Genomic DNA, 24227 nt, shown 5'->3' on the forward strand with positions numbered 1-24227 from the left:
GGCCGGTCAGCCCGTCCTGCGGCTCCGGCGGGCGCTGCGCAGCGCCACGGCCGCCGCGGCGACACCGGCCAGCAACAGACCGACCACCGCGTGCGCGGTACCGGGACCGGCCGCACGCGCGTCCACGGCCGCGAGGTGCGCCGTACCACCGCCGCCCGCGTGGACGGGAGCGACCGGCGAGGCGGGGGCGGAGGGGGGCGCCGAGGGCGACTGGGACCCGTCCGCCACGACCTTGATCGCGCCCTTCACCGTCACGCTCCCGCAGGTGATCTTCACGTCGTAGCTGCCCGGTTCCAGCGAGGTGCGGACCCGGGTCTCGCCGGCGAGGGTGCCGGCCGCGCCGACCAGCTTGGCGTCGGCGACGAACGCGGCCGACGCCGCCGAGCCCGTCGTACCGGCACAGCCGCTGATCTTCAGCGCTACGTCGGCGCCGGGGGCCGGGGAGGCGGGGGTCACCGTGACACCGCCTCCGTCCGCCGCGTACGCCGTCGGGGTGAGCGCCGCGAGGACCACCGCGACACCCGCACAGAGTGTGACTTTAAGTGAACCCATCGTGAACCTCCAGATATCTGGAGACTCCTCCTCACAGCGGACGGCCGCATCCTCAGCCACGCCCCGCTGCTCCGTATGGGGGACGGCGCCGGAAGGTGCATAGCATGGTCACCTCACATGCCCGCGTACCGCAGGAGTGCCCACCCATGACAGAGCGCAAGCCCATCGAATCGTGGCTCACCGACATGGACGGGGTGCTGATGCACGAGGGCGTCCCGGTGCCCGGCGCGGAGGCGTTCATCAAGACGCTGCGTGAGAAGGGGCGTCCGTTCCTGGTCCTCACCAACAACTCGATCTACACCGCGCGTGACCTGCACGCCCGGCTGAACCGGATCGGTCTCGACGTGCCGGTGGAGAACATCTGGACCTCGGCGCTGGCCACCGCCGCCTTCCTGGACAACCAGCACCCCGGCGGCACCGCCTACGTGATCGGCGAGGCCGGGCTGACGACGGCACTGCACGACGCGGGGTACGTGCTGACCGACTCCGACCCCGATTTCGTGATCCTCGGTGAGACCCGCACCTACTCCTTCGAGGCCCTGACCAAGGCGATCCGGCTGATCAACGACGGCGCCCGGTTCATCGCGACCAACCCCGACAACACCGGGCCCTCGCCCGAGGGCGCCCTGCCGGCCACCGGTTCCGTGGCCGCGCTGATCACCAAGGCGACCGGCAAGGAGCCCTACTTCGTCGGCAAGCCGAACCCGCTGATGATGCGGTCGGCGCTCAACACCATCGGCGCGCACTCGGAGACCAGCGCCATGATCGGCGACCGCATGGACACGGACGTCCTCGCCGGGCTGGAGGCCGGGATGGAGACCTTCCTCGTCCTCACCGGGCTGACGACCAGGGGCGATGTGGAGCGTTACCCCTACCGGCCCACGACGGTCGTGGAGTCCATCGCGGACCTGGTCGACCTGATCTGACCTGAACTAATCTGACCTGATCCGATCCGATCGGACCAGGGGTGATCAGCTGTTGGTCGCCGACTGCCAGTCCTCGACGTACGACGTCAGGTTCTTGTCGATGTCCGACCAGTCCGGTTCGAAGATCTCGACGCCGGTCATGAGCTTGGTCAGGGCGGTCGCGTTGGCGTCGGTGGCCTTGACGTCCTGGCGGGCGCTGAAGCCACCGCCGATCGAGCTGACCTGCTGCTGGGCCTTGAGGCCGAGCATGAAGTCCAGGAGCTTCTTGCCGTTGGCGCTGTGCGGGGCCTTGGTGACGAGACCGGCCGCGTACGGGAGGGCGAAGGTGGTGGGCCTGCCGCCCTGCTTCGCCGGGAACCAGATGCCGAGGTTCGGCATGGTCTTGGACTGGGCGTAGTTCATCTGCACATCACCGTTGGCGACGAGCAGTTCACCCTTGTCGACCTTGGGCGCGAGCTTGCCGGTGGAGGCGGACGGGCCGACGTTGTTGGACTGGAGCTTCTTGAGGTAGGCGAGGGCCTGGTCCTTGCCACCGAAGTCGTGAATCGCCTTGATCAGTACGGCCGTTCCGTCGCCGGCGACTCCGGGCGTGGAGTACTGAAGCTTGTTCTTGTACTTGCCGTCGAGGAGTTCGTCCCAGGTGGTCGGGGCCTGGCTGAGCTGCTTCTTGTTGTAGACGAACCCGAAGTAGTTGTTGACGACGGAGGTCCAGGTGCCGTCGGTGGCCTTGTCGGCGCCGCTCACCTGGTCGGCACCGGCCGGGGTGTACTTCTGCAACAGCCCCTTGCTGTCGGCCTGTTGGATGAACGGCGGCAGAGTGACCAGGACATCGGCCTGTGGGTTGCTCTTCTCGCGGACGGCGCGCTGCACCATCTCGCCGGAGCCGCCCTCCACGTACTTGACCTTGATGCCGGTCTGCTTCTCGAAGTCCTTGAAGATCTCGTCGTACCAGCCGTCGCCGTTCTCTCCTTTGAGTCCGTCGGCGCTGTAGACGGTGACGACCTTGGCGTCGGAGGCGGCGGAGGTGCCCCCGCAGGCGGTGAGGAGCGGGGTGACACAGAGCGATACGGCTACGGCGATCTTGAGCGTGTTTCTGGGCATGGCGAGGCCAACTCCTGGCGTTTCAAGGGTGTTTGAGGTGGAGGAGATGCTTGAGGATCAGCGGTACGAGGCTCGGTTGCGGACCCGCGAGACGACGAGCAGGACGAGCAGGGTCGCCGTCATCAGGACCACGGCGAGCGCGGACCCGGCGAACAGGGCGCCGCGGTCGGTGGCCGAGTAGATGAGGACCGGAAGCGTGGTCCAGTCGGGCGGATAGAGCATCATCGTGGCGCTCAACTCGCCCATGGACAGGGCGAAGCAGAGTCCTACGGCGGCGGTGAGCGAGGGCAGCAGCAACGGCAGCCGGATCCGCCACAGGACGTACAGCGGCCGGGCGCCCAGGGAGGCGGCGGCCTGTTCGTAGGCCGGGTCGAGGCGGACGATCGCCGCGGACACGGACTGGTAGGCGAAGGCGGTCACGAGCACGGTGTGGGCGAGGATCACGATCCACCGGGTGCCGTTGAGCAGCATCGGCGGCTTGGAGAACGCGACCAGGATCGCGAGCCCGACCACGACGGACGGCACGGCCACCGGCAGCACGAACAGGGCGTCCAGCAGCCTGCGTTGACGCTTCTTGAGCCCGGCTGCGGCGAGCGCGGCCCAGGTCCCGATGCTGAGCGCCAGCAAGCTCGCGGTCAGGGCGGTGACCAGGCTGGTGGTGAGCGCCTGGAGGGCCTCACCCCGGGTGGCAGCGGAGTAGTGGGAGGCGGTGAATCCGGAGGGGAGCACGCCGGACCAGTTGGTGGCGAAGGATGCCCCGAGGACGACGAGGAGGGGCAGCGCGAAGAGGGGCAGGAAGAGGACGGCGAAGACCAGCCACACAGCCCACTTCGCCTTGCGGCTATGCACCAACACGACGGCTCACCACCCGGTAGAGGCCGTAAAGCCCCACGGATATAAGGACGTTGACGACGGCGACGACGCATGCGCCCGGGTAGTCCGACTCCAGGATCGCCTTGCTGTAGACGAGCATGGGGAGGGTCGTGACCCCTTTGGCGCCCGTGAACAGCACGATCCCGAACTCGTTGAGACAGAGGACGAGCACGAGACTCCCGCCGGCGGCGAGCGCGGGCAGCGCCTCCGGCAGGATCACCTGCCGGATGATCCGGGGCGCCCGCGCACCGAGCGAACTGGCCGCCTCCAACTGCGAGGTGTCCAGCTGCGAGAACGCGGCGAGCAACGGCCGCATCACGAACGGCGTGAAGTAGGTGACCTCCGCGAGCAGCACCCCCCAGGGCGTCGCGAGGAACTGGAACGAACCGACGATCCCGGTGGTGCCGTAGATGAAGAGCAACGCGAGCGTGATGAGGAAGGAGGGGAAGGAGAGGTAGACGTCGATGAACCGCGCGACCGTCTTGGCTCCGGGGAAGGGGACGAAGGCGATGATCAGCGCGAGCACGAACCCGAGGAGCATGCATCCGAGGGTCGAGACGACCGCGATCCAGACGGTGGTCCAGAGGGCGGTACGGAACAACTCCGAGGCGAAGACGTCGGCGTAGGGCTGGAGAGAGGTGCCTCCGCCATCAGGTTGGAACGACTGCTGAACAACGAGGGCGAGCGGGTAGAGGAAGAAGAGCCCGAGCAATGCGACAGGCGCCAGGGCAACCCCCCAGGGGCGCGGGGCTGTATCTGATTTGCGGCTACCGCCGCGTGGGCGCGACCAGCCCCCACCGGCCCGCGGCCAACGAACAGCCTCACTCATCGCCAACTCCAACAGACAGCAACACCGCATCCTCCGGCGCGAAATGCAACGTCACCGCATCCCCATACACAGGCGGCTTCTTCAGTTCCGGCACGTCAGCCATGACCCGCTGCCCATCCACCTCGACGTAAAGCCGGTGAGTGGCCCCGCGCCACTGGATCTCCCGCACGACACCCGCGAGTTGATTGGGTCCCTCCCCCAGCCCGACCAGATGCGGCCGTACACACAAGGTCGCCTCGGCCCCCGGCGCAACCCCCCGCACATCGACCCGCCGCTCCCCGAAGAACACTCCCCGCTCCCCCACAGTCACCGGCAACAGATTCGCGCTCCCGACGAACCCCGCCGTGAACTCGCTCTTGGGCGCCCGGTACAACTCCCGCGGTGTCCCGCACTCCTGGAGCCGGGCCCGGTCCATGACGGCAATCCGGTCGGCCAGAGTCAGCGCCTCGACCTGGTCATGGGTGACGTAGAGGATCGAGACGTCGGGCAACTCCCGGTGCAGTCGGGCGAGTTCGGCGAGCATCCCGGACCGGAGCTGCGCGTCGAGCGCGGAGAGGGGCTCGTCGAGAAGAAGAACCCCGGGTCGTATCGCCAACGCCCGTGCGATCGCGACGCGTTGCTGCTGCCCGCCGGACAACTCCCGTGGATGGCGCCGGGCATACTCCTCCATGCCGACCATCTCCAGCGCCTCGGCGACCCGGGTACGGATCTCCCCGCGCGGCACCTTCCGCGCCCTGAGTCCGAACGCCACGTTGTCCTCGACGCGCAGATGCGGGAAGAGCGCGTACTGCTGGACGACCATCCCGACGCCCCGCCGGTACGGCGGCAGGTCCGTGACGTCCCGGCCGCCGAGGAACACCCGCCCCGACACCGGCCGTACGAACCCGGCGACCGCCCGCAGAGCGGTGGTCTTGCCGGAGCCGGACGGGCCGAGCAGCGCCATGACCTCGCCGGGTTCGACGGTGAGGTCGAGGGCGTCGAGGACGACCGTGCCGTCGTAGGCGACGGTGACGGAGTCGAAGCGGATGCCGTTGGTCATGCGAGGACTCCGGGCAACTGTCCTACGCCGTCCAGGACTTGGGTCGCCCCGGCCGCCCGCAGCGCGTCCGCGTCGTGGGCGCCGGTCAGGACACCGGCGACCAGCCCCGCCCCCGCGCGAACCCCGCTGAGCATGTCGTACGAGGTGTCGCCTACGACGGCCAGCTGCCGTACGTCATCCGCAACCGCCGTACGCAGGAAGGCGGTCAGGACCATGTCCGGGTACGGTCGTCCCCGGCCGCCGGCGTCGGCGGGGCACAGCGTGAGGTCGGCGAGGTCCTGCCAGCCGAGCGCGGCCAGGATCGCGTCCTGCGTGGTGCGGGCGAAGCCGGTAGTCAACACGACCGTACGGCCTTGGGACTTGAGCGATTCGATGGTCTCGCGGGCGCCGGGGAGGGCGGCGACCCGGCCGCCGTCGACGAGTTCGGCGTACGCCGCCTCGAAGGCCTTGTTGGCGTCCTGGGCTTTCGACTCCTCGCCGAACAGGTGGCGGAAGACGGAGATCTTGGACTCGCCCATGGTGGCGCGGACGTAGTCGAGCATCGAGTCGGGTTCGGCGCCCAGGTGCCGGGCGGCAGCGGCGAACGCCTCCTCGACGAGGCCGCCGTCGGCGACGGTGGTGCCGGCCATGTCGAGGACGACGAGACGGATGTCGGGTGTCGTGCGGTTCATGAGGGAGGTCACGGGGGTCACCAGTCCAGTTCGTTCGCGGTGGTTTCGGCGATCGCCGGGGAGCAGGTCATGCCGCGACCGCCCGGTCCGGTGACCAACCACACGCCGTCGCGCACCTGTTGGCGGTGGACGACGCGGGTGGGGTCGGTGCACTGCGCGTACACGCCGGCCCAGCGGCGGCGGATCTTCGGGAGGGGGCGGCCGAGGAACGACTCGACGACCTCGGCGAGATGGTCGTAGGGGGCCTCCGCGGTGTCGAAGGCGAAGGGGTGCTCGTACTCGTGGGTGTCGCCGATGGTCAGTCCGCCGTCGGCGCGCTGCACCATGAGGAGTTGCATGGCGTGCGCGGCGGCCGTCGGCAACTGCGGCTGCTCGGCGTTGAGTTGGTCCAGGGCCTGGCCGCGGTAGGCCGGGTAGTAGCGGAAGCTGTCCGCGTCGGCGATCGACGTGGTGAGCGGTTCGCCGAGCGGGTCGGTCTGCATCATCTGCAACCGGACGCGGCGGACGGGGAGTTCGGGTCCGGCGAGTTCGCGGACGAGTCCGCCGAGCCAGGCGCCCGTGCACAGCACGACCGCGTCCGAGGCGTGCACGTCCCCGTGGTCGTCGCGCACCGCGTGCTCGCCGACGACCTCGCGGACCTCGCGGCCCGGCAGGAAGGTGTAGTTCGGGGACTTCGACAGCTCGGCGCGCAGGGCGAGTTGGGCGGTGCGGGGTTCGACGGCCGCGTCCCGCTCGCAGTACAGGGCGGCGGTGAAGTCACCGCGCAGGGCCGGGTTCACGGCGCGGGCCTCGGTGGCGGTGAGGAGCTTGTAACCGCGGGCCGCGGAGTCCTCCCGCGCCACGGCGGCCTCGGCGACGGCGAGTTCGCGCTCACCCCGGACGGGGGTCAGCGAACCGTTGGCCCGGAAGCCGAGTCCGGGGACGCGGACGCCGATCTCCTCCCACAACTCCCGCGCCCGCAGGGCGGTTTCGAGTTCCTCCCCGCCCGCGCGGCCACTCACCCAGATCTGCCCGAAGTTGCGCAACGAAGCGCCGCGAGCCTCCGCCTCGCGCTCGATCTGTACGACCTCATGGCCGCGTTCCACTGCTTGCCAGGCGTGCATGGTGCCCACCACGCCGCCTCCGACGACTGTCACTCTCACGACGGCCACGCTCCTCGGGATCCGGGAACCGGAAAGGTCCGGCTCCCAACGAGAGCGTGAACGACCTATCACGTTTGGGCTAGACCCGTTATCTATCCGTGATAATCGAAGGGGCTACGGCAGAGGTGTTCTCAGCCTCTGTGGTGCGTCGTGAAGGAGAAGCGGTCGCCCCGGTACAGACCCCGCACCCGTTCCAGCGGGCGGCCCTCCGTGTCCCGTGACACGCGGTGGATCAGCAGCATCGGGAGGGCGGGCGGGGTGCCGATGAGGAGGGCCTCGCGCGGGGTGGCGAGCACGGTCTCGATGCGTTCGTCGGCGTCGCCGAAGTGGATGCCGCGGTCGCCCAGATAGCCGTAGAACGAGGAGTCGGGCTCGAAGTCCGTGTCCAGGTGCGGGACTCGCGCGACGGAGACATAGGTGCTTTCGAGGCCGACCCGCTCGTCGTCGGCGAGCAGGACGCGCTCCAGGTGCCACACGGGTTCACCGCGGGTCAGCCCGGTCTCGGCGGCGAGCGCGTCGGTGCAGGGGAAGCGGTCGAGCGTGACGAGGCTGCGGCCCGGGGTGCGCCCCTGCCGCCGTACCCCCTCGGTGTAGCTCGCCAGGGACAGCGGCTGCTCCAGCTTGGGGCCCGCGACGACCGTGCCGCGGCCCTGCCGGCGCAGCCTGCCCTCCAGCACGAGTTCGCGCAGCGCCTGCCGCACGGTCTCGCGGGCGACCTCGTACCGCTCGGAGAGGTCGCGCTCGGTCGGGATCAGGCCGCCCTCCCCCAACTCGTCGACGAGCACGGCGATTTGAGCCTTGACCGCGTAGTACTTGGGGATGCGGCCGTGCTCCGGGATGCCGGAGCGGACGGGGGCGCCGGGGGCCTGGTCGTTCGGGTAGTCCACGGGGAGATCGTCGCAGAGGTGGCGGCCCGGGTTATCGGCGCCTCCGGGCCAGCACCAGAGCACCGCTGGTGACGAGGAGGACGGACACGGCTGCGAGGACGAGGTGTTCGGGGCCGATGCCGGTGCTGGCGAGTTCGTCGGTGAACGAGAGGTCCTCGGCGGGCGCGGTGGTGGCGGGCGTGGGAGTCCTCGTAGAGGTGACGGGGGCGGTGGATCCCGGGTCGGCGGCCTCGACGTCGAAGCGGTAGTCGTTCGACTGGCCGATCCAGTCCCCGTCGTCGGCATGCCGTTGTACGACGGCCGCGTCGGCGGTGATCTCGTTCGCGACGGCGTCCGGGGCCAGCGCGAGGCGCACCTTCACCGTGAGGGTCTTGCCGGGGTCGACGGTGAAACCCGGGAAGCCGTCGTCGAAGGCGCCGACGAGTTCGGCCTCGTCGGTCTTCTCGAAGTGGACCGGGTGGGGGCGCGGGCGGGTGCCGTCGTAGAACTCCAGCTTGGGCTGGGACGGTTTCAGGGCGCGCCGTTGGTCGACGAGGACGACGACCGGGTGGATCGCGGTGCAGCGGCGGGTGGTGGTGTTGGTGAGGTCGAGATACCAGGTGCCGTATCCACCGCCGGCCGTGTAGGTGTCGGGGCCGTGGTGGATGCGGGTGGTGAGGGGGAAGGTGCGGGCGTCGGGGGCGGCGCAGGCGGGGGCGGCCGCCGCCGCGTGGGCCGGTGGGGCGGCGGTGACGAGGAGGGGGGCGGCTGCGGCGAGGCAGAGGGACAGGAACCGGGACCGGGACAGTGACCGGTACAGGGGTAGGAACTGGGGCAGGGGTGTGCGCAGTGGGGTGCGCGGACTCAGGGACAGTCGCATAAACACATGAGCGTGCCGGAGGGGCTCTGTCGATCGGGGGTGCCGTGCCGAGCGCGGGCGGCGAATGCCTCGAACGGGCGCGGCGGGACCCCTGTTCGGCGGAAGTGTTACAGATCCGGCGAAAGTGTCACACTTCTCCGGACCACCTACCGCCCCGCCTGGCAGTCCGCCGCGCGAATGCCTCGCACGGCCGCGACAGGACCCTTGTCCGACGGAAGCGCGACGCTTCCCCGGACCACCACCGCCCGCCTACCCGTCCGCCCGTCCGAACAACGGCCCCAGCAGCAACTGCGCCGCCCCCTCCGCGACGCCCCGCGCCCCGCCGGGGGCGACCCGTACGGGTACGGCGGCCTCGCGGGCGCCCTCACGCCGGGCGCGTTCGTCGAGGACGGCGGCGACTCCGCGTACGAAGGGTTCCGGGTCGGCGGCGACGGTACGGCCGCCCAGCAGCACGAGGTCGATGTCGAGCAGGCCCACGAGATTCGCGGCGCCCGCACCGAGCACCCGCGCCGCCTCATCGACATCACCACGCGCTACGGCGGCCAGGCACAGGGCCTCGATACAGCCCCGGTTCCCGCAGTCGCAGGGCGGCCCGTCCAGCTGGATCACCTGATGCCCGAACTCCCCCGCCCCGGTCCGCGCCCCCCGGTGCACGCCCCCGCCGATCACCAGCCCTGCACCGAGCCCGGTCCCGAGATGCAGATAGGCGAACGCCCCGCCCTCCCCACCGACGGCCAGCCCTAGCGCGGCGGCGTTCGTGTCCTTGTCCACGACCACAGGCACCCCAAGCCGCCGAGCAAGCGCGTCCCGCAACGGAAACCCGTCCCACTCGGGGAACCCGGTGACCCGGTGCAGGATGCCGTGGGCGTGATCGAGGGGTCCGGGTAGGGCTACGCCGACGCCGAGGAGGTGGGCGGTGACGGGGGTGTGCTGCGCTGCGGATGCTGGGTGCGCGGGACGCGCGGGGTCGGCAGGACGCGTGGGGTCGGCGAGGCACGCGGCGTCAGCGAGGCGCGCGGATGCCAGGTTCACGGAACGCACCGGGTCAGCGGGACGCGCGGCATCAGCGACACGCGCAGGGTCAGCAAGGCTTCCGGAACCGGCGGGACGCCCGGACGTCGGGTTCGCGGGACGCGCGGCGTCAGCGAGGCGCGCAGGATCGGCGAGGTGCGCGGCGTCAGCGGAACGGGCAGGGTCGACGAGGCACCCGGAACCCGCAGGACGCCCGGAGTCGGCGACGCCGCGCTCGACACCCGCGCCCTCCGCACCGGCAGCCCCGGTACCGGCAGCCTCCGATCCAACATCGGCACCAACACCGGCACCCGCACTCAAACCCGCACCGCCCCACTCACCCCCTCCCCCCACCAACCCCTCAACCTCCCGAGCCACCGCCTCCACGACAACCCCGGCCCCCGCCCCCAGATCCAGCGAAGCCCCCCGCTCCCCCACCACCGCACCGGTGAGATCCACGAGCACCACCCGCAGCTCGTCCCGGTCCAGATGCACCCCCACCGCATGCCCGGCCTCCGGCACCAACCTCAGCACCGTGCGCGGTTTCCCGCCAGTGGACGCGCGCCGCCCCGCCTCCGCGACCAGGCCGGAGTCCCGCAACCGGGCGGTGATCTTGCTGACGGCCTGCGGGGTGAGCCCGGTACGGTCGGCGAGTTCGAGCCGGCTGATCCCGTCCGCGCCGGCCGTCCGCAGCAGGTCGAGGACCAGCGCGGCGTTGTGACTGCGCACGGCAAGCAGATTCGCCCCCACCGGACCGACCCCCGACCTGCCCCCTGCCGCGCTCGCCGAACCGATCCCCGCCCCGACCCTTGCCTCGCTCGCCGAACCGATCCCCACTCCGGCCCCGTCCGCACTCGCCGAACCGATCCCCGCCCCGACTCCAACCCCCGACCCAGCCTCAGCCCTCGCCCCCGCCGCCGTCCCGCCCCGCGCACTGTTGTCCACACCCCCATTGTCCCCACCACTTGCACTTTGGCAACAGCGTTGCGAAAGTGGAGGGCATGACTGGACGCACGACTCGCACACCCCTCCGCGTCGGCCTCGTCGGCTACGGCCTCGCCGGCTCCGTCTTCCACGCGCCGCTGATCGCCGCCACCGAGGGCCTCGCCCTCGACACGGTCGTCACCTCGAACCCGGAGCGGCAGGAACAGGCCCGCGCAGAGTTCCCGGACGTCCGCACGGCCGCGACCGCCGAGGAACTGTTCGCCCGCGCCGACGACCTGGACCTGATCGTCATCGCGTCCCCGAACAAGACGCACGTCGCCCTCGCGACCACCGCCCTCAAGGCCGGCCTCCCGGTCGTCGTGGACAAGCCGATCGCCGGCACGGCAGCCGAGGCCCGCGAGCTGGCGGCCCTCGCCGAGGAACACTCCCTCCTCCTCTCCGTCTTCCAGAACCGCCGCTGGGACAACGACTTCCTGACCCTCCGCAAGCTGCTGGCCGAGGGCGAGCTGGGCGACGTCTGGCGCTTCGAGTCGCGTTTCGAGCGCTGGCGCCCGCAGCCCAAGGGCGGCTGGCGCGAGTCCGGCGACCCGGCAGAGATCGGAGGTCTCCTCTACGACCTCGGCAGCCACGTCGTGGACCAGGCGCTGGCCCTCTTCGGCCCCGTCGCCTCCGTGTACGCCGAGTCGGACATCCGCCGCCCGGGCGCGGAGACGGACGACGACACGTTCTTCGCCCTGACCCACACGAACGGCGTCCGCTCACACCTGTACGTCTCCGCGACGACCGCTCAACTGGGCCCGCGTTTCCGGGTGTTGGGCTCCCAGGCGGGCTATGTGAAGTACGGCCTCGACCCCCAGGAGGCCGACCTGCGCGACGGCAAGCGCCCGGGCACCGAGAAGAACTGGGGCCAGGAACCCGAGTCCCTCTACGGCCGTGTCGGCGCCGGAGAGTCCCCGCTCACCGGCGGTGGCCGCCCCGAGCCGACCGTCCCCGGCGACTACCCCGCGTACTACACGGCCGTCGCCGCCGCCCTCCGTGACGGCGCCCCCAACCCGGTGACCGCCCTGGAGGCGGCCGCCACCCTCGACGTACTGGAAGCCGCGCGCCGCAGCGCCCGCGACGGAGTGACGGTGACCCTGTGACCCAGAACAAGCCCGCGATCACCCAGCGGATCGCCCCCGAGATCACCCCGACGGTGGAGGAACTCGAAGCACAGGAACGGCACTTGGTCTTCCAGCGCTTCACCTACGACGACGCGTGGGCACTGGGTTCGCTCCTCGTGGAACGGGCCCGCGAGAGCCAGGCCCCGGTCGCCATCGACATCCGGCGCGCCGGCCAGCAGCTCTTCCACGCGGCACTCCCGGGCTCCTCCCCCGACAACGACGCGTGGATCGACCGCAAGCGCAGGGTGGTCGAGCGCTTCGGCGCCGCCTCCTACCTGGTCGGCACCCGCTTCCGCGCCAAGGGCAGCACCTTCGAGGACTCCTCCCGCCTCGACCCGGACGAGTACGCGGCCCACGGCGGCTCGTTCCCCATCAGGGTCGAGGGCGTGGGCGTGATCGGCACGGTGACGGTGAGCGGGTTGCCGCAGTTGCAGGATCACCGGTTCGTGGTGGCGGCACTGGAGCAGTTCCTGGACGACGAACGACGGGATTGAACGACGGGATTAAGCGGGGCCCGACTCCGGTTGGCACTGTCCACAGGGCTCACAGGTCCAGGTCCGACAGCGGAGGGAACAGCAGCGATGAGCAGCGATACGCCGAAGAAGCTGAGGGAAACGGTCGGGCGGTACGGCATCTGGAGTGTGGGCCTGCGCACCGAGGATCCGGCCCGGCGGAGTGAACTCGCCGACGCGGCGGCCGAGTTGGAGCAACTCGGTTACGGCGCCGTCTGGTTGGGCGGCAGCAGCGCCGCGCAACACGCCGTACCGCTCGTCGAGGCGACCTCGACGCTCGCCGTCGGCACCAGCATCCAGAGCATCTGGCAGTACGACGCTGCCGAAAGCGCCGCGGGCTTCGCGGAGTTGGAGGCGGCCCACCCCGGCCGCTTCCTGCTCGGCCTCGGGGTGAGCCACGCCAAGCTGGCGGACCAGTACCGCCGCCCGTACTCGGCACTCGTGAGCTACCTGGACGCCCTGGACGCCGCCGGAGTCCCCGCCGACCGCCGCCTCCTGGCCGCCCTCGGCCCGAAGACCCTGGAGCTGGCCCGCGACCGCTCGGCCGGCTCGATCCCGTACCTGGTCACCCCCGACCACACGGCCAAGGCCCGCGCCATCCTCGGCGAAACCCCGCTGCTGGCCCCGGAGTTGAAGGTGGTCCTGGAAACGGACCCGACCCGGGCCCGCACCCTGGCCCGCGACTACCTGGCCATGTACCTGACCCTCCCCAACTACACCAACAACTTCCTCCGCAACGGCTTCACCGAGTCCGACCTCGCGGACGGCGGCAGCGACCGCTTGGTGGACGCGGTGTTCGCATGGGGCGACGACACCCGGATCCGCGCCCGCATCGACGACTTCGTGGCGGCAGGCGCGGACCACGTGGCCCTCCAGATCGTGGACGGCAACGCGCGCGAAGACCTCCCCCGAGAGGCATGGCGCAGGCTCGCCTCTCTACTGAAGTGAGTCTTCTTCAGGGGCGCGGGGCTGTATCGATTTGCGGCTCCACCGCGTGGGCGCGACCAGCCACAACGGCCGCGCACCCGCAGATCAACGAGCAGCCCCACCCCTCAGGCGTCCTTGAACTCCTGCCGCTGCTTGCCCAACCCCGCGATCTCCAGCTCAACGACATCCCCGGCCCGCAAGAACGGCTTCGGCTCAGGCTGCCCAAGAGCAACCCCCGCCGGCGTACCGGTATTGATGACATCCCCGGGGTACAAGGTCATGAACTGGCTGACATACCGCACCACTTCAGCCACCGGGAAGATCTGCTCGGCCGTCGTCCCGTCCTGCTTCAACTCCCCGTTCACCCACAGCCGCAGCGACAAGGCCTGCGGATCCGGAACCTCGTCCGCCGTCACCAGCCACGGCCCGAGCGGGTTGAACGTCTCGCAGTTCTTCCCCTTGTCCCAGGTCCCGCCCCGCTCGATCTGGAACTCCCGCTCGGACACGTCATGCGCGACCGCATACCCCGCGACATGCGCGAGCGCCTCCTCGTGGGACTCCAGATAACGGGCCGTACGCCCGATGACGACGGCGAGTTCGACCTCCCAGTCCGTCTTCACCGACCTGCGAGGGACCAGCACCGTGTCGTACGGCCCGACGACCGTGTCCGCCGCCTTGAAGAAGATGACCGGCTCGGCGGGCGGCTCGGCGCCGGTCTCGCGGGCGTGGTCGTGGTAGTTCAGCCCGATGCACACGACCTTGCCGATCCGTGCCAGCGGCGGCCCGACCCGCAGCCCGTCGGCGTCCAGCGCCGGCAGCTCCCCGGCGTCGGCCGCGGCCCGGATCCGGCCCAGCGCGGCGGTGTCGGCGAGCAGCGGCCCGTCGATGTCCGGGACGATGCCGGACAGGTCCCGCAGGGTCCCCTCGGCGTCGAGCAGCGCGGGCCGCTCCGCCCCCGCCGTACCGACTCGCAGCAGCTTCATGTTCACCATCTCCATCGATCGCGGACGGTCGACCGATGGGTGCAGCCATCGGAGGACTGGTCGATCCTCCAAGCTCACGGTCCAGTCCGCAATACCTGGTTCACGGACTGGACCGTAACCACGAGCCGTCAGGCTGCCGTCACGTGTAGAGAACCGCCCGTTCCACGGCGCTCCAGGCCGCGCTGGTCACCACGTACAGCGCGACGGCGAGCGGCACGACAGCGACGGTGATCAGCGTGCCGTAGGAGAGGAGGGGCAGCACCTTGCCGAGGGCGCCGGTGCCGGTGCCGGTCGGGGTGACGGCGGCCGCGCGCCGGGTGCGGACGTAGGTGAAGGTCGCGACCGCGGCGACGACGAGGAACAGCCCGACGTAGACGAGTCCGGCCGGTCCGAACATCCCGTCCCCGGCGAGCGCGTCGGCCCAGCGGCCGCCGAGCGGTGCGGCGAACAGCTGGTGGGAGAGCAGGCCGTCGCCGCCGCCGGAGAACAGGCGGTAGAGGAGGAAGAACGCCGGTAGTTGGAGCAGGCTCGGCAGGATCCCGGAGAGCGGGGACACTTTCTCCTCGGCGTGCAGTTCGAGTACGGCCTTCTGCAGCTTCTCGGGCTGCTTCGCGTACCGCTTCCGCAACTCGGCGACCCGCGGCTGGAGTTGGGCCCGCGCCTGCTGCCCGCGCGCCGCGGCCCGCGACAGGGGATGCACGAGGAGTCGTACGAGAGCGGTGAACAGGACGATCGCGGCGGCGGCCGCGGCCGTGCCGAACAACGGGTGGAGCAGGTCGGCGAGTTGGTCGACCAGGGCGGCGAAAACGGACATGGGTGAGCCCTCCGTGGGTCTCGTCGTGCCGGGAGTGGGCATGGCGACGGGACGACCCCGCGCGGAGGCAGGAAAAGGCTTCTGGGAATGCCTACGCGGTGGTCGTCCGGAGGGGGTGTCCGGGGGCTCGGGGGCGTGGGCGGCCCGAGGCGTCGGGGTCGCGCTGGGGCAGGAACGCCGTGCGGCGGGCGCGGTCGCGGATGGCCGTACGGACCCGGGTGGGCGGGACGGCGGGCGCGCTGCGCGCGGTGAGGAGGGCGCAGACGGCGAGGGCGGTACCGGTCGCGGCGAGCGCGACGGCGGCCGGCAGGCTGCCGGTGTCCACCAGCACGATCGGGAGCAGGAAGAGGAGCAGCAGGGCGCTCGCCCGGCGCTGGTTCATGGTCCGCCCCCTCCCTCAACTGCCGTTCTCGTACCGGTCGTTCCGGTCGTTATACCGGATCCGGCTCGATCGGCTGGAGCAGTCGCCTCGGTTTGAGGAGCGCCCGGCTGACCGGATCCGACGGGTCCTGATCGAGACCGGGACCCGGGTCCATGATGACATCCCCGACGGGGACGACGACGGCGCAGGTGGGGCACTCGCCGTAGGAGCCGAGTTCGGTGCCGCAGTCCGCGTGCCGGAAGTAGCGCAGCTGCGTCTCGGCGTACTGCTCGCGCTGCCACCGGCCGAGCGAGCGCAGCACCGGCCACAGGGCGATCCCGCGCTCGGTGATGACGTACTCGTCGCGCGGCGGTGACTCCTGGTAGCGGCGTTTTTCGAGGATGCCCTCGGCGGTGAGCGCCTGGAGGCGGGCGGCGAGGACCGCGCGCGGGGTGCCGAGGTGGACGAGGAAGTCGTTGTAGCGCCGTACGCCGTAGAGGGCGTCCCGGACGATGAGCAGCGTCCAGCGCTCCCCGACCACCTCCAGCGCCCGGGCCATCGAGCAGTCCTGTCCCGCGTAGTCCTTGCCTAGTGACATGCGGTCCACTGTAGCCACTTTCCGACAGTAAGTTCAATGAACGAACCTTAGGTGCTACGGTGCTCCACATGACTAGGTTCAGTGAACGAACCCTCGCCGGGGTTCCCGACACAGCCGCCAGGACCCCCGAGACATCCCGGGTCCCCGAGCCGAGCGTGCCGCATCCCCGCGCCACCCTCGCCCTGACCAGCGCGGCCACCGCCGTGGCGCTGATGACGTACACCGCGCCGATGGTCACGCTCCCCGACATCGCCGCCGCTCTGCACACCCCGCTCTCCGCCCAGGCCTGGCTCCTGAACGGCACCCCGCTGGGCCTCGCCGCGCTGCTCCTGGTCGCCGGCAGCCTCGCCGACGACTACGGCCGCCGCCGGATCTTCCTCGCCGGCACCTTCGCGCTGGGCATCACCACGGCCCTGTCCGCACTCACGTCCTCGACCTGGCTGTTCACGCTGACCCGGATCGCGCAGGGCGCGTCCAGCGCGGCCCTGCTGGCCAGCAGCCTGGGCCTGATCGTGCACGCCTTCCCGACCCCGCGCGGCCGCCTGCACGCGACCGGCGTGTGGGGCGCGTTCGTCAGCGGCGGCATAGCCGTCGGCCCGCTGGTCGCGGGCGCGATGCCGGACTGGCGGCTGATCTACGTCGTGCTCGGCGCGGCGGCGATGGTCGTGGCGGCCCTCGGCGTCCGTACGCTGTCCGAGTCCCGCGCGCCGCGCGGCGGACGCCCCGACCTCGCCGGGGCGGTCACCTTCGGTCTGGCCCTGGTCGCCCTCGTCGCCGCCCTCACCCTGGGCCGCGACGGCTGGCTGCGGGCGCCGGTGGGCCTGCTGGCGCTGGCGGCCGTGGTGCTCGTCGGCGTCTTCGCGCTGGTGGAGCGCCGGGTCGCGACCCCGATGATCGACCTGAGCCTGCTGCGCCACCGCCTCTTCCTGGCCTCCTCGGCGGGCGGCCTGTTCACGGGCTTCGCGGTGATCGGCCTGTTCAGCTTCCTGCCGGCGCTGCTGCAGCAGACGCTGGGCCTGTCCGCGATGGACACGGCCTGGCTGTTCCTCCTCTGGTCGGGCCTGTCCTTCACGGTCGCCCTCCAGGCCCGCCGCCTCGCCGGCCGCGTCTCGCCCCGGCACCAACTCGCCCTGGGTTTCCTGCTCCACGCGGCCGGCGTCCTGACGATGCTGGGGGCGCTGGACTCCGGTTCCTGGCTACGGCTGCTGCCGGGACTGGTGATCGCGGGCGTGGGCAGCGGCCTGCTGAACGCCGCGCTGCCCCTGCTGTCCGTGGAGTCCGTACCGGCGGCCCGGGCCGCGATGGGTTCCGGCGCGCAGCAGACGTTCCGGTACATCGGTTCCTGCGCGGGGGTCGCTCTGACGATCGCGATCGCCACGTCGGCGGGCGGCGGTCTCGCCCGCGGTGCGGACATCGCGATGGTGGTGTCGGCGGGGCTCGCCGTGGTGGCTGCGGTGAGCGTGGCGGTGTTGCGGGAGCGGGCGTGAACTCCCCTTGGGGGCACGGGTCTTATGGGGTTTCGCGTCCCGCCGGGGGCGGGCGTCTCACCGGAGTCGCGTGGAGGTGAGCGTGCCCCACACCACCATGCGGTACCTGGACGTGAACTCCGGGGTGCAGGTGGTGAGGGTGACGTAGTACCCGGGTCGGCTGTAGCCGTAGGCGGGCTTGACGGTCGAGCGCGGGACGGGCCGGATGACACCCGAGTCCGCGGCGGAGGTCTGCGGCAGGATCTTGTCGACCGTGTACGTGAAGACCGTCGTGCGCGTCTCGACCTGGACGGTGTCCTTGAGGCGCAGTCGCGGAAGATACCGGAACGGCTCGCCGTGCGTGTTGCGGTGCCCGGCGAGCGCGAAGTTCCCTGCCTGGCCCGGCTGTTGGGTGCCGGGGTAGTGGCCGACGTACCCCTTGTTGAGCACGTTCTGCTTGCTGACGCCTTCCGCGATGGGGACGCGGAGGTGGAGGCGGGGGATGGTGAGGATGGCGTAGGCCTGGGAGCGGTGGGGGGTGGCGGCGGAACCGGGGACCGTGGTCGAGCCATCGACCGAGGTGCTCCGGCGCGGTGAACTGCCGCCTGCCAGACCGGAGTTGGCCGACGGGGTGTCGCCACTCACCGCACCCGGTGTCGCCCATTGCCGTTCCAGGGCCTGTACTTGATGCTCGGCGCCCTGACGGGCCTCCCGGTTGGTCCACCACAGCTCGTGGACGACGAGGAGCAACAGGACGACCCCGGCGGTGACGAGGAACTCCCCACCGGTCCACAGGGCGCGTCGGCGCAGCGCACGGCGTCGACGGCTGCGGTGCTGCACGACGGGAACCCGCATGGGCCGCACGATAAGGGCCGGTTCCCGAACTCACCAGACTCATGGCCCGGTTGGCCGTATCGGCGGCTGTTCGATCCTTCGTACACGGGTTTTAGAAAGGGGTGTCACAACCCTCGACAACCTCACGCACCACACCCGATGCTTCCTGATGGCACGAGCCGGGGGGATGGCCGACGCCGGTGGGACGACCGGCGGTTGAGCGAATCGGGAGTAGAGATGATCCGACGCAGAACCCTGCTGGCCGCAGCGGGCGGTGGGCTCCTCGGCACCGCCCTGGCGACCGGCACCGCACGGGCCGACGCGACGATCGCGGTCAACCCGGCGACGACGTACGGCACGTGGGAGGGCTGGGGCACCTCGCTTGCCTGGTGGGCGAACGTCTTCGGCGCCCGGGACGACTTCGCCGACATCTTCTTCACCACCAAGTCGACGACGTACAACGGCACTTCGCTGCCGGGCCTGGGCCTGAACATCGCCCGTTACAACCTCGGCGCGTGCAGCTGGAACTCGGTGAACGGCGAGTCGATGGTGGCCTCCGCCAACATCCCCGCGTTCAAGCAGATCGAGGGCTACTGGCAGGACTGGAACAACGAGGACCCCACGTCCTCGGCCTGGGACTGGACGGCGGACGCGACCCAGCGGGCGATGCTGGTGAAGGCGACCTCGCGGGGCGCGACCACCGAACTCTTCGCCAACTCCCCCATGTGGTGGATGTGTTCGAACCACAACCCGTCGGGCGCGTCCGGCGGCGGCAACAACCTCCAGACCTGGAACTACCGCCAGCACGCCTCCCACCTCGCGTCCGTCGCCCTCTACGCGAAGAACAACTGGGGAGTGAACTTCGCGACGGTCGAGGCCTTCAACGAACCCTCGTCGAGCTGGTGGACGGCGACGGGTACGCAGGAAGGCTGCCACATGGACTCGACAGTCCAGGCGGCCGTACTCCCTTACGTCCGAAGCGAGTTGGACAGCCGCGGCCTGACGAGCACGAAGATCTCGGCGTCCGACGAGACGAGCTACGACCTCGCGCGCACGACCTGGAGCGCCTTCAGCTCGACGACGAAGGGGTACGTGAACCGCGTCAACGTCCACGGCTACCAGGGCTCGGGCGGCCGTAGAGACCTGCTCTACACGGACGTGGTGACGACGTCGGGCAAGGCCCTCTGGAACTCCGAGACCGGCGACAGCGACTCCACGGGCCTGACGATGGCCGGCAACCTTCTCTACGACTTCCGCTGGCTGCACCCCACCGCTTGGACCTACTGGCAGGTCATGGACCCGTCGTCCGGCTGGGCGATGATCGCGTACGACCAGAGCACGCTCGCGGCCGGCGCGGTGCAGACGAAGTACTACGTGATGGCCCAGTTCAGCCGCCACATCCGCCCCGGCATGACCATCCTGGACACGGGCGTGAGTTACGCGGCGGCGGGCTACGACGCGTCGGCGAAGCGGTTGGTGATCGTCGCCGCCAACACAGGCTCGTCGTCGACGAAGTTGACCTTCGACCTGTCCAAGTTCACGACGGTGGCGGGTGGTTCGAGCGGTCTGGTCCCGCGCTGGAACACGGTGACGGGTGGTGGAGGCGACCTGTACGCCTCCCACTCGGACACGTACGTGAGCGGCAAGACGGTGAGCGCGACGTTCGCGGCGGGGGCGGTGCAGACGCTGCAGATCGACGGGGTGGTGATCTGACCCCGGGCCTCCAACTCGGTTACGGCGGCGGCCGGTTCGGCCTGTTCGCCCTGGCGCTCGGCGGTTTCGGAATCGGCCTGACCGAGTTCGTGATCGCCGGGCTGCTCCCGCAGGTGAGCGGGAGCCTGAACGTGTCCACGGCCGCCGCGGGCTGGCTGATCTCCGGCTACGCGCTGACGGTCGCGGTGGGCGCGATAGCGGTGACGGCGGCGACGGCGGGGCTGCCCCAAAAGCCGGTCCTGGTGGGCTTGGTGGCGCTGTTCGTCGTAGGCAACCTGCTGTCGGCGCTGGCCCCGACGTACGGGGTGATGCTGCTGGGCCGAATCGTCGCGGCCCTCTGCCACGGCACGTTCTTCGGCATCGGCTCCCTCGTCGCCCGCCGCCTGGTCCCTCCCGAACGGGCCTCGCGGGCAGTGGCGTTGATGTTCACCGGCCTGACGGTGGCGAACGTGCTGGGCGTCCCGTTCGGCGCGCTCGTCGGCGAACGATGGGGCTGGCGGGCGACGTTCTGGGCGATCACGGTGATCGGGGCGGTTGCGCTGATCGCCATCGCCGCACTGGTACCGGCGTGGGCGGGAGGGATGGGAGAGACTGAGGGAAGGGCCGACCTTCGATCGCAACTGCACGCCTTCCGCTCCACCCAGGTATGGCTGACGCTGACGGCCACGGCCCTCGGCTACGGCGGCATGTTCGGCGCGTTCAGCTACCTCGCGTACACCTTCACGCGGGTCGCGGGTTTCTCGACGACTGACGTGGCCTGGCTGTTGGTGGTCTACGGCACGGGGCTGGTCGTCGGCAACATCGCGGGCGGGAGGGGTGCGGACCACAACCGGGACGTGACGCTGCTGGTGTCCCTGGCGGGCCTGGCGATCACGTTGACGTTGTTCGGGCTGCTGGCGAGCAGCCGCCCGGCCTCGGCGATCCTGGTGTTCCTGCTGGGTGTGTTCGGGTTCGCGACGGTGCCGGGGATGATCACGCGGGTGACGGACGCGGCAGGGGGTGTGCCGTTGGCGGCGAGCGCGAATGTGTCGGCTTCGAATGTGGGGAACGCGGTGGGGGCTTGGGCGGGGGGTCTGGTGATCAGTGCGGGGTTCGGTTATGCGGCTCCGTTGTTCGTGGGGGCGGGGATTGTGGCGGTCGGGTTGGGCGTCATGGGGGTTGCGGCGAGGGGTTCTGTGGGCGGCGGGAGAGGGACGGGGACGGGTGGGGAAACGGGAGGTGAAGGTCGTAGAGGCACAGGGGTCGTAGAAACGATGCGGCCGTAAAACTGGCGGAAACCGGGAAGCCACCCGGTGTTCCCCGCGGGGCGGTCCCCGCCGGCCCCCTCACCGCTCCCCCACGCCACTCTCACCTGCCGACCTGGGCATATCTCTCCCCTTGCCTCCATCTGTGTCGGCATCGGCAGTACCGTGTCGTTCATGCGCCCCGACACGCCCGCCGAGAACGTCGACCACTCCGCCGAAGCGGCCCGCCTCGAACGGACCGCCGCCCGCTACCCCGAGGACGCCGAAGCCCTGCTCCTCCAGGCCGCGGCCCACCTGGAACTGGCCGGCGACCGCCCCGCCGCCACCGCGCTCTACGACCGCCTGCTGTCATCGGCGGACGCCCTCGAAACCCCCCATCTGGTACGGGCCCTCAAGGCCTCGAACCTCTGGGAGTACGGCCACGAGGCCGAGGCCAGGGCCATCATCGACGGGGTGCGGACAGCGTCTCCCCGCGACCCCGCCCCCTGGGTGATCGTCGCGGAGTCCCTGGAGTCCCACGACGAGTTGGAGGCGGCGCAGGAGACGTTCACGGAGGGCGTGACCCTGCTCTTGACGGATGTCTCCGAACCCCCCTACTCCACCCACCCGTTGCTGTTCGGTCGACACCGGGTGCGGCGGATGCTGGGCGTGTCGCACGACGAGTGGGACACGCTGGCGGACACGTTGCATTCGGCCCACGCGTCCTCCTCGACCTCCTCGTCTCCCTCATCCTCCTCGTCGCCGGTATCCCTGGACGAGCTGCATGATCCGAAGCGGGTGTGGTCACTGGGGTCGGACAACCCGGCGGAGCTGGAGGCCGAGATCTCCCGGCTGCGAGCGGAGCTGGGCGCGTTCCGGGAGGCGTTGTCGCGGCCGTTCCCGGTGGCTGTACTGCATTGGCCCGAGGGAGAGTTGGCCGAGCTGGTGGGGGCGTACGAGTCCCTCGCGGTGGAGTACCCCTCGCACGAGGAGCACCTCGCGACGATAGAGGGGTCGCTGCGGGAGCTTGCGGCTAGCGGGACGCCGAACCTTGGGATCGTCACGGGGACGGTGCCTTCTTATGAGGCGTTCGCTGCGTCCGAGGGGGCTTCGCCGGGGGATGCGGACTTGTTGCCGCAGTATGCGACGACTCTCGCGGCGCGGGGGCGGGCTGTGGTTTGGCCGCCGCAGCGGGGGGCTTCTTGTTGGTGTGGGTCGGGAGAGGCGTATGGGGAGTGCCACGGGCAACCACGTTGATCCAACGGGCGCTCCGCGGCCGCCAAGCCCTATACCTCCTTGGCGGCCGTGCGGCGGGAGGAATCTCTACGATCCCTGGCCGCGGGTCTCTTGCTTCTCCCACCACTCACGGTGGTAGCGCAGGTAGTCCGGATGCACTCGATGCGAACGCTTGGCCTTGAGCTTCGGCAACATAGGCGTTCCGAAGATGGCTGCGCGCACGATGATCGACCAGTTCTCGTCCACAACAACAGCACCAACGTCCAGCCGGACATGGCAGTTGGGGCAGACACAGAGAATGTTCGGCTCCACATCGGGTCCGTTGTGAGGCCTACCCAAGGGCCTGATGTGCGCACCTTGGCTATGCGGCTCGCCATCCGGCCCGAGCAAGCGAAGGCCACAGAGTTGGCACTGCCCGTCGTACAGCTTCTTGACGCGACGTGACGTTGCAACGCTCCGCATGAGGCGCTGAATCTCCACGGTCCGCGCCTCCGGGTATCTCTCCTCGCCCGGCTCTTCAAGGACTTGCTCTACCGCTTCGAGCGCTTCGGCAACTCGACTCCCCAAGGCCGAGAGTGCTTGCTCCGAGTCAGGCAGTCGCTCCAGATCAAACTGGCAGATATCGATCTTGGAACCATCGGGAGCAGGCCACTGAGAAGTGGCCGTGCGAATGGCCGTAACCCTGAACAGGCCATCGAATCGATAGCCCTTGGGCGGCGAGTAACGCTTATCGCCCTCAAAGCCACGTATGACACGGATCGGGCGCTCGCGTTCATAGCTTCGCTTGAGGGCGGCATTGTCGTCGTACTCCCACGACTGACTACGCAGAAGTCGGCCAGTAGTGGAGTCCCGATCCTTCCCCTTCGACGCTCCCGTGTACCTCATGGACGTCCACTGATCGTCATCATCCACGTACCCACCGTTGAGAACGATGGCATCGGCGATCCACTGGCCATCCTTCTCATCCTTGAGGCGGGAGATGCCCCTCTGGTTGGCCTGATGAAGCTTGGCGCCCAGTACGTCGAGCCGGCTACCGAAGAGGTCCCCTACGACGACGCCATCGATGTTCCCGGACACCCGTTTGATTTCCACAGCCCATACTGGACCGACTTCGATCGGCCATGTCAAACCAGTAATCGATATTGATCATTTGCGATCTATGAACCGACCGCTCCCATGCCTCATGTGTCGGTGTCAGTGCCCTCTGTTAGACATGGGACATCTGTCAGAGCGAGCGGGGGATGCCGACGTGACCAAGCCAGGAGTGCCTTCGGAGCCCCCAGCAGGCCTCTACGAAGAGCTCATCACGCTGCGCTTCGAGCAGCAGTTGAAGGAGCTAGGCAGCCTCGGCTGGCATCCCGTGACCGATGCGGTGGGGCCGGAGTCAGTGCCACATGTACTGGCCCGGCATGTCGCTGGGACCGTGCGACGCGTGCTGCAAAGCCTTCCGAGCGTGGAGCGGGTACACGCGGCCAACCACATCCTGGAATCCATCAGTACTCTCGAAGGCGCCCAAGAGTGGGTGGACCTAGCCTCGATCTTTCGTGAGGGTCCGCTGACGG

At 70.0% G+C, this 24227-nt stretch carries 24 protein-coding genes and 2 pseudogenes; 9 read left to right on the plus strand and 17 right to left on the minus strand.

Annotated features, from left to right (window positions below; all coding sequences use genetic code 11):
• Window positions 1–6: 6 nt before the first annotated feature.
• Window positions 7–552, minus strand: coding sequence for a hypothetical protein (locus tag OG496_RS23115; protein ID WP_405972249.1), 546 nt, complete (start codon window positions 550–552; stop codon window positions 7–9).
• A 146-nt stretch (window positions 553–698) separates the two neighbouring features.
• Here OG496_RS23115 and OG496_RS23120 point away from each other — a divergent pair, with 146 nt between their 5' ends.
• Complete coding sequence (locus OG496_RS23120) at window positions 699–1478, plus strand: HAD-IIA family hydrolase (RefSeq protein WP_366432490.1); 780 nt, start codon at window positions 699–701, stop codon at window positions 1476–1478.
• Window positions 1479–1523: 45 nt separating this feature from the next.
• Here the strand turns inward: OG496_RS23120 and OG496_RS23125 are convergent, their stop codons facing one another.
• From OG496_RS23125 to OG496_RS23170, 10 genes and pseudogenes are all read right to left on the minus strand, one after another.
• Entirely contained in the window at window positions 1524–2579 is a 1056-nt protein-coding gene (locus OG496_RS23125; protein ID WP_405972250.1) for a 2-aminoethylphosphonate ABC transporter substrate-binding protein, read from the minus strand.
• Window positions 2580–2636: 57 nt separating this feature from the next.
• Entirely contained in the window at window positions 2637–3434 is a 798-nt protein-coding gene (locus OG496_RS23130) for an ABC transporter permease (protein WP_405972251.1), read from the minus strand.
• A complete protein-coding gene (locus tag OG496_RS23135; RefSeq protein WP_405972252.1) occupies window positions 3421–4281 on the minus strand; it encodes a 2-aminoethylphosphonate ABC transporter permease subunit in 861 nt (286 codons plus the stop codon). The genes OG496_RS23130 and OG496_RS23135 overlap by 14 nt, the downstream gene beginning before the upstream one ends.
• The gene (locus OG496_RS23140; protein ID WP_405972253.1) at window positions 4274–5320 is read right to left on the minus strand and encodes an ABC transporter ATP-binding protein; all 1047 of its coding nucleotides are present in this window, start codon (window positions 5318–5320) and stop codon (window positions 4274–4276) included. Before OG496_RS23140 ends, OG496_RS23135 begins: the two co-directional genes overlap by 8 nt.
• Entirely contained in the window at window positions 5317–5991 is a 675-nt protein-coding gene (locus OG496_RS23145) for a phosphonatase-like hydrolase (protein WP_405976686.1), read from the minus strand. Before OG496_RS23145 ends, OG496_RS23140 begins: the two co-directional genes overlap by 4 nt.
• A gap of 17 nt (window positions 5992–6008) precedes the next feature.
• Window positions 6009–7133 carry a TIGR03364 family FAD-dependent oxidoreductase gene (locus tag OG496_RS23150; RefSeq protein WP_405972254.1) on the minus strand — a complete coding sequence of 375 codons (1125 nt, stop codon included), beginning with the start codon at window positions 7131–7133 and terminating at the stop codon, window positions 6009–6011.
• Between the two features lie 131 nt (window positions 7134–7264).
• Entirely contained in the window at window positions 7265–8020 is a 756-nt protein-coding gene (locus tag OG496_RS23155) for a GntR family transcriptional regulator (RefSeq protein ID WP_366490579.1), read from the minus strand.
• 31 nt (window positions 8021–8051) lie between these two features.
• Window positions 8052–8879: a hypothetical protein gene (locus OG496_RS23160; protein WP_405972255.1), complete on the minus strand. Its 828-nt coding sequence runs from the start codon at window positions 8877–8879 to the stop codon at window positions 8052–8054.
• A gap of 249 nt (window positions 8880–9128) precedes the next feature.
• Window positions 9129–10244, minus strand: a complete 1116-nt coding sequence (locus OG496_RS23165; protein WP_405976687.1) for an ROK family protein — start codon at window positions 10242–10244, stop codon at window positions 9129–9131.
• Between the two features lie 270 nt (window positions 10245–10514).
• Window positions 10515–10916 (minus strand): annotated as a pseudogene (locus OG496_RS23170) (hypothetical protein); the annotation flags it as partial.
• Between OG496_RS23170 and OG496_RS23175 the strand changes: the two are divergent.
• From OG496_RS23175 to OG496_RS23185, 3 genes are all read left to right on the plus strand, one after another.
• Window positions 10892–11977 carry a Gfo/Idh/MocA family oxidoreductase gene (locus tag OG496_RS23175; protein WP_405972256.1) on the plus strand — a complete coding sequence of 362 codons (1086 nt, stop codon included), beginning with the start codon at window positions 10892–10894 and terminating at the stop codon, window positions 11975–11977. The pseudogene OG496_RS23170 and the gene OG496_RS23175 overlap by 25 nt on opposite strands.
• Entirely contained in the window at window positions 11974–12492 is a 519-nt protein-coding gene (locus tag OG496_RS23180; RefSeq protein ID WP_405972257.1) for a heme-degrading domain-containing protein, read from the plus strand. The genes OG496_RS23175 and OG496_RS23180 overlap by 4 nt, the downstream gene beginning before the upstream one ends.
• An 87-nt stretch (window positions 12493–12579) precedes the next feature.
• On the plus strand, window positions 12580–13458 hold the full coding sequence (locus OG496_RS23185; RefSeq protein WP_405972258.1) for an LLM class F420-dependent oxidoreductase: 879 nt from the start codon (window positions 12580–12582) through the stop codon (window positions 13456–13458).
• 104 nt (window positions 13459–13562) lie between these two features.
• On the opposite strand, the gene OG496_RS23190 is transcribed toward OG496_RS23185, so the two are convergent.
• The 4 genes from OG496_RS23190 to OG496_RS23205 form a co-directional block, all read right to left on the minus strand.
• A complete protein-coding gene (locus OG496_RS23190; RefSeq protein WP_399392018.1) occupies window positions 13563–14420 on the minus strand; it encodes a fumarylacetoacetate hydrolase family protein in 858 nt (285 codons plus the stop codon).
• A gap of 139 nt (window positions 14421–14559) precedes the next feature.
• Complete coding sequence (locus OG496_RS23195; protein ID WP_405972259.1) at window positions 14560–15234, minus strand: YidC/Oxa1 family membrane protein insertase; 675 nt, start codon at window positions 15232–15234, stop codon at window positions 14560–14562.
• Between the two features lie 91 nt (window positions 15235–15325).
• Window positions 15326–15616 carry a DUF6412 domain-containing protein gene (locus tag OG496_RS23200; protein ID WP_405972260.1) on the minus strand — a complete coding sequence of 97 codons (291 nt, stop codon included), beginning with the start codon at window positions 15614–15616 and terminating at the stop codon, window positions 15326–15328.
• 49 nt (window positions 15617–15665) lie between these two features.
• Window positions 15666–16193: a winged helix-turn-helix transcriptional regulator gene (locus tag OG496_RS23205; protein WP_405972261.1), complete on the minus strand. Its 528-nt coding sequence runs from the start codon at window positions 16191–16193 to the stop codon at window positions 15666–15668.
• 68 nt (window positions 16194–16261) lie between these two features.
• Here OG496_RS23205 and OG496_RS23210 point away from each other — a divergent pair, with 68 nt between their 5' ends.
• The gene (locus OG496_RS23210) at window positions 16262–17680 is read left to right on the plus strand and encodes an MFS transporter (protein ID WP_405972262.1); all 1419 of its coding nucleotides are present in this window, start codon (window positions 16262–16264) and stop codon (window positions 17678–17680) included.
• A gap of 57 nt (window positions 17681–17737) precedes the next feature.
• Here the strand turns inward: OG496_RS23210 and OG496_RS23215 are convergent, their stop codons facing one another.
• Complete coding sequence (locus OG496_RS23215; protein WP_405972263.1) at window positions 17738–18514, minus strand: class E sortase; 777 nt, start codon at window positions 18512–18514, stop codon at window positions 17738–17740.
• Window positions 18515–18730: 216 nt separating this feature from the next.
• Between OG496_RS23215 and OG496_RS23220 the strand changes: the two genes are divergently transcribed.
• The 3 genes from OG496_RS23220 to OG496_RS23230 all read left to right on the plus strand — a co-directional run bounded on the left by OG496_RS23220 (window position 18731) and on the right by OG496_RS23230 (window position 22686).
• Window positions 18731–20206 (plus strand): beta-1,6-galactanase, encoded by a 1476-nt coding sequence (locus tag OG496_RS23220; protein WP_405972264.1) that lies wholly within the window; start codon window positions 18731–18733, stop codon window positions 20204–20206.
• A gap of 41 nt (window positions 20207–20247) precedes the next feature.
• Entirely contained in the window at window positions 20248–21471 is a 1224-nt protein-coding gene (locus OG496_RS23225; protein WP_405976688.1) for an MFS transporter, read from the plus strand.
• Window positions 21472–21624: 153 nt separating this feature from the next.
• Window positions 21625–22686 carry an SEC-C domain-containing protein gene (locus tag OG496_RS23230; protein WP_405972265.1) on the plus strand — a complete coding sequence of 354 codons (1062 nt, stop codon included), beginning with the start codon at window positions 21625–21627 and terminating at the stop codon, window positions 22684–22686.
• Window positions 22687–22752: 66 nt separating this feature from the next.
• Here OG496_RS23230 and OG496_RS23235 read toward each other — a convergent pair whose 3' ends face one another.
• On the minus strand, window positions 22753–23757 hold the full coding sequence (locus tag OG496_RS23235; RefSeq protein WP_405972266.1) for a YDG/SRA domain-containing protein: 1005 nt from the start codon (window positions 23755–23757) through the stop codon (window positions 22753–22755).
• Window positions 23758–23878: 121 nt separating this feature from the next.
• Between OG496_RS23235 and OG496_RS23240 the strand changes: the two are divergent.
• Window positions 23879–24220, plus strand: a pseudogene (locus OG496_RS23240) (hypothetical protein); the annotation flags it as partial.
• Window positions 24221–24227 lie beyond the last annotated feature (7 nt).

The organism is Streptomyces sp. NBC_00988, from assembly GCF_045162645.1.
Taxonomy (GTDB): Bacteria; Actinomycetota; Actinomycetes; order Streptomycetales; family Streptomycetaceae; genus Streptomyces.

Bases quoted from the DNA above. Each gene is read 5' to 3' on its own strand.
- OG496_RS23175 (WP_405972256.1), top strand. From the start codon at position 10,892: ATGACTGGACGCACGACTCGCACACCCCTCCGCGTCGGCCTCGTCGGC.
- OG496_RS23220 (WP_405972264.1), top strand. From the start codon at position 18,731: ATGATCCGACGCAGAACCCTGCTGGCCGCAGCGGGCGGTGGGCTCCTC.
- OG496_RS23200 (WP_405972260.1), bottom strand. From the start codon at position 15,616: ATGAACCAGCGCCGGGCGAGCGCCCTGCTGCTCCTCTTCCTGCTCCCG.
- OG496_RS23160 (WP_405972255.1), bottom strand. From the start codon at position 8,879: ATGCGACTGTCCCTGAGTCCGCGCACCCCACTGCGCACACCCCTGCCC.
- OG496_RS23190 (WP_399392018.1), bottom strand. From the start codon at position 14,420: ATGAAGCTGCTGCGAGTCGGTACGGCGGGGGCGGAGCGGCCCGCGCTG.
- OG496_RS23185 (WP_405972258.1), top strand. From the start codon at position 12,580: ATGAGCAGCGATACGCCGAAGAAGCTGAGGGAAACGGTCGGGCGGTAC.
- OG496_RS23115 (WP_405972249.1), bottom strand. From the start codon at position 552: ATGGGTTCACTTAAAGTCACACTCTGTGCGGGTGTCGCGGTGGTCCTC.
- OG496_RS23120 (WP_366432490.1), top strand. From the start codon at position 699: ATGACAGAGCGCAAGCCCATCGAATCGTGGCTCACCGACATGGACGGG.
- OG496_RS23135 (WP_405972252.1), bottom strand. From the start codon at position 4,281: ATGAGTGAGGCTGTTCGTTGGCCGCGGGCCGGTGGGGGCTGGTCGCGC.
- OG496_RS23230 (WP_405972265.1), top strand. From the start codon at position 21,625: ATGCGCCCCGACACGCCCGCCGAGAACGTCGACCACTCCGCCGAAGCG.
- OG496_RS23210 (WP_405972262.1), top strand. From the start codon at position 16,262: ATGACTAGGTTCAGTGAACGAACCCTCGCCGGGGTTCCCGACACAGCC.
- OG496_RS23145 (WP_405976686.1), bottom strand. From the start codon at position 5,991: ATGAACCGCACGACACCCGACATCCGTCTCGTCGTCCTCGACATGGCC.
- OG496_RS23125 (WP_405972250.1), bottom strand. From the start codon at position 2,579: ATGCCCAGAAACACGCTCAAGATCGCCGTAGCCGTATCGCTCTGTGTC.
- OG496_RS23205 (WP_405972261.1), bottom strand. From the start codon at position 16,193: ATGTCACTAGGCAAGGACTACGCGGGACAGGACTGCTCGATGGCCCGG.
- OG496_RS23195 (WP_405972259.1), bottom strand. From the start codon at position 15,234: ATGTCCGTTTTCGCCGCCCTGGTCGACCAACTCGCCGACCTGCTCCAC.
- OG496_RS23140 (WP_405972253.1), bottom strand. From the start codon at position 5,320: ATGACCAACGGCATCCGCTTCGACTCCGTCACCGTCGCCTACGACGGC.
- OG496_RS23215 (WP_405972263.1), bottom strand. From the start codon at position 18,514: ATGCGGGTTCCCGTCGTGCAGCACCGCAGCCGTCGACGCCGTGCGCTG.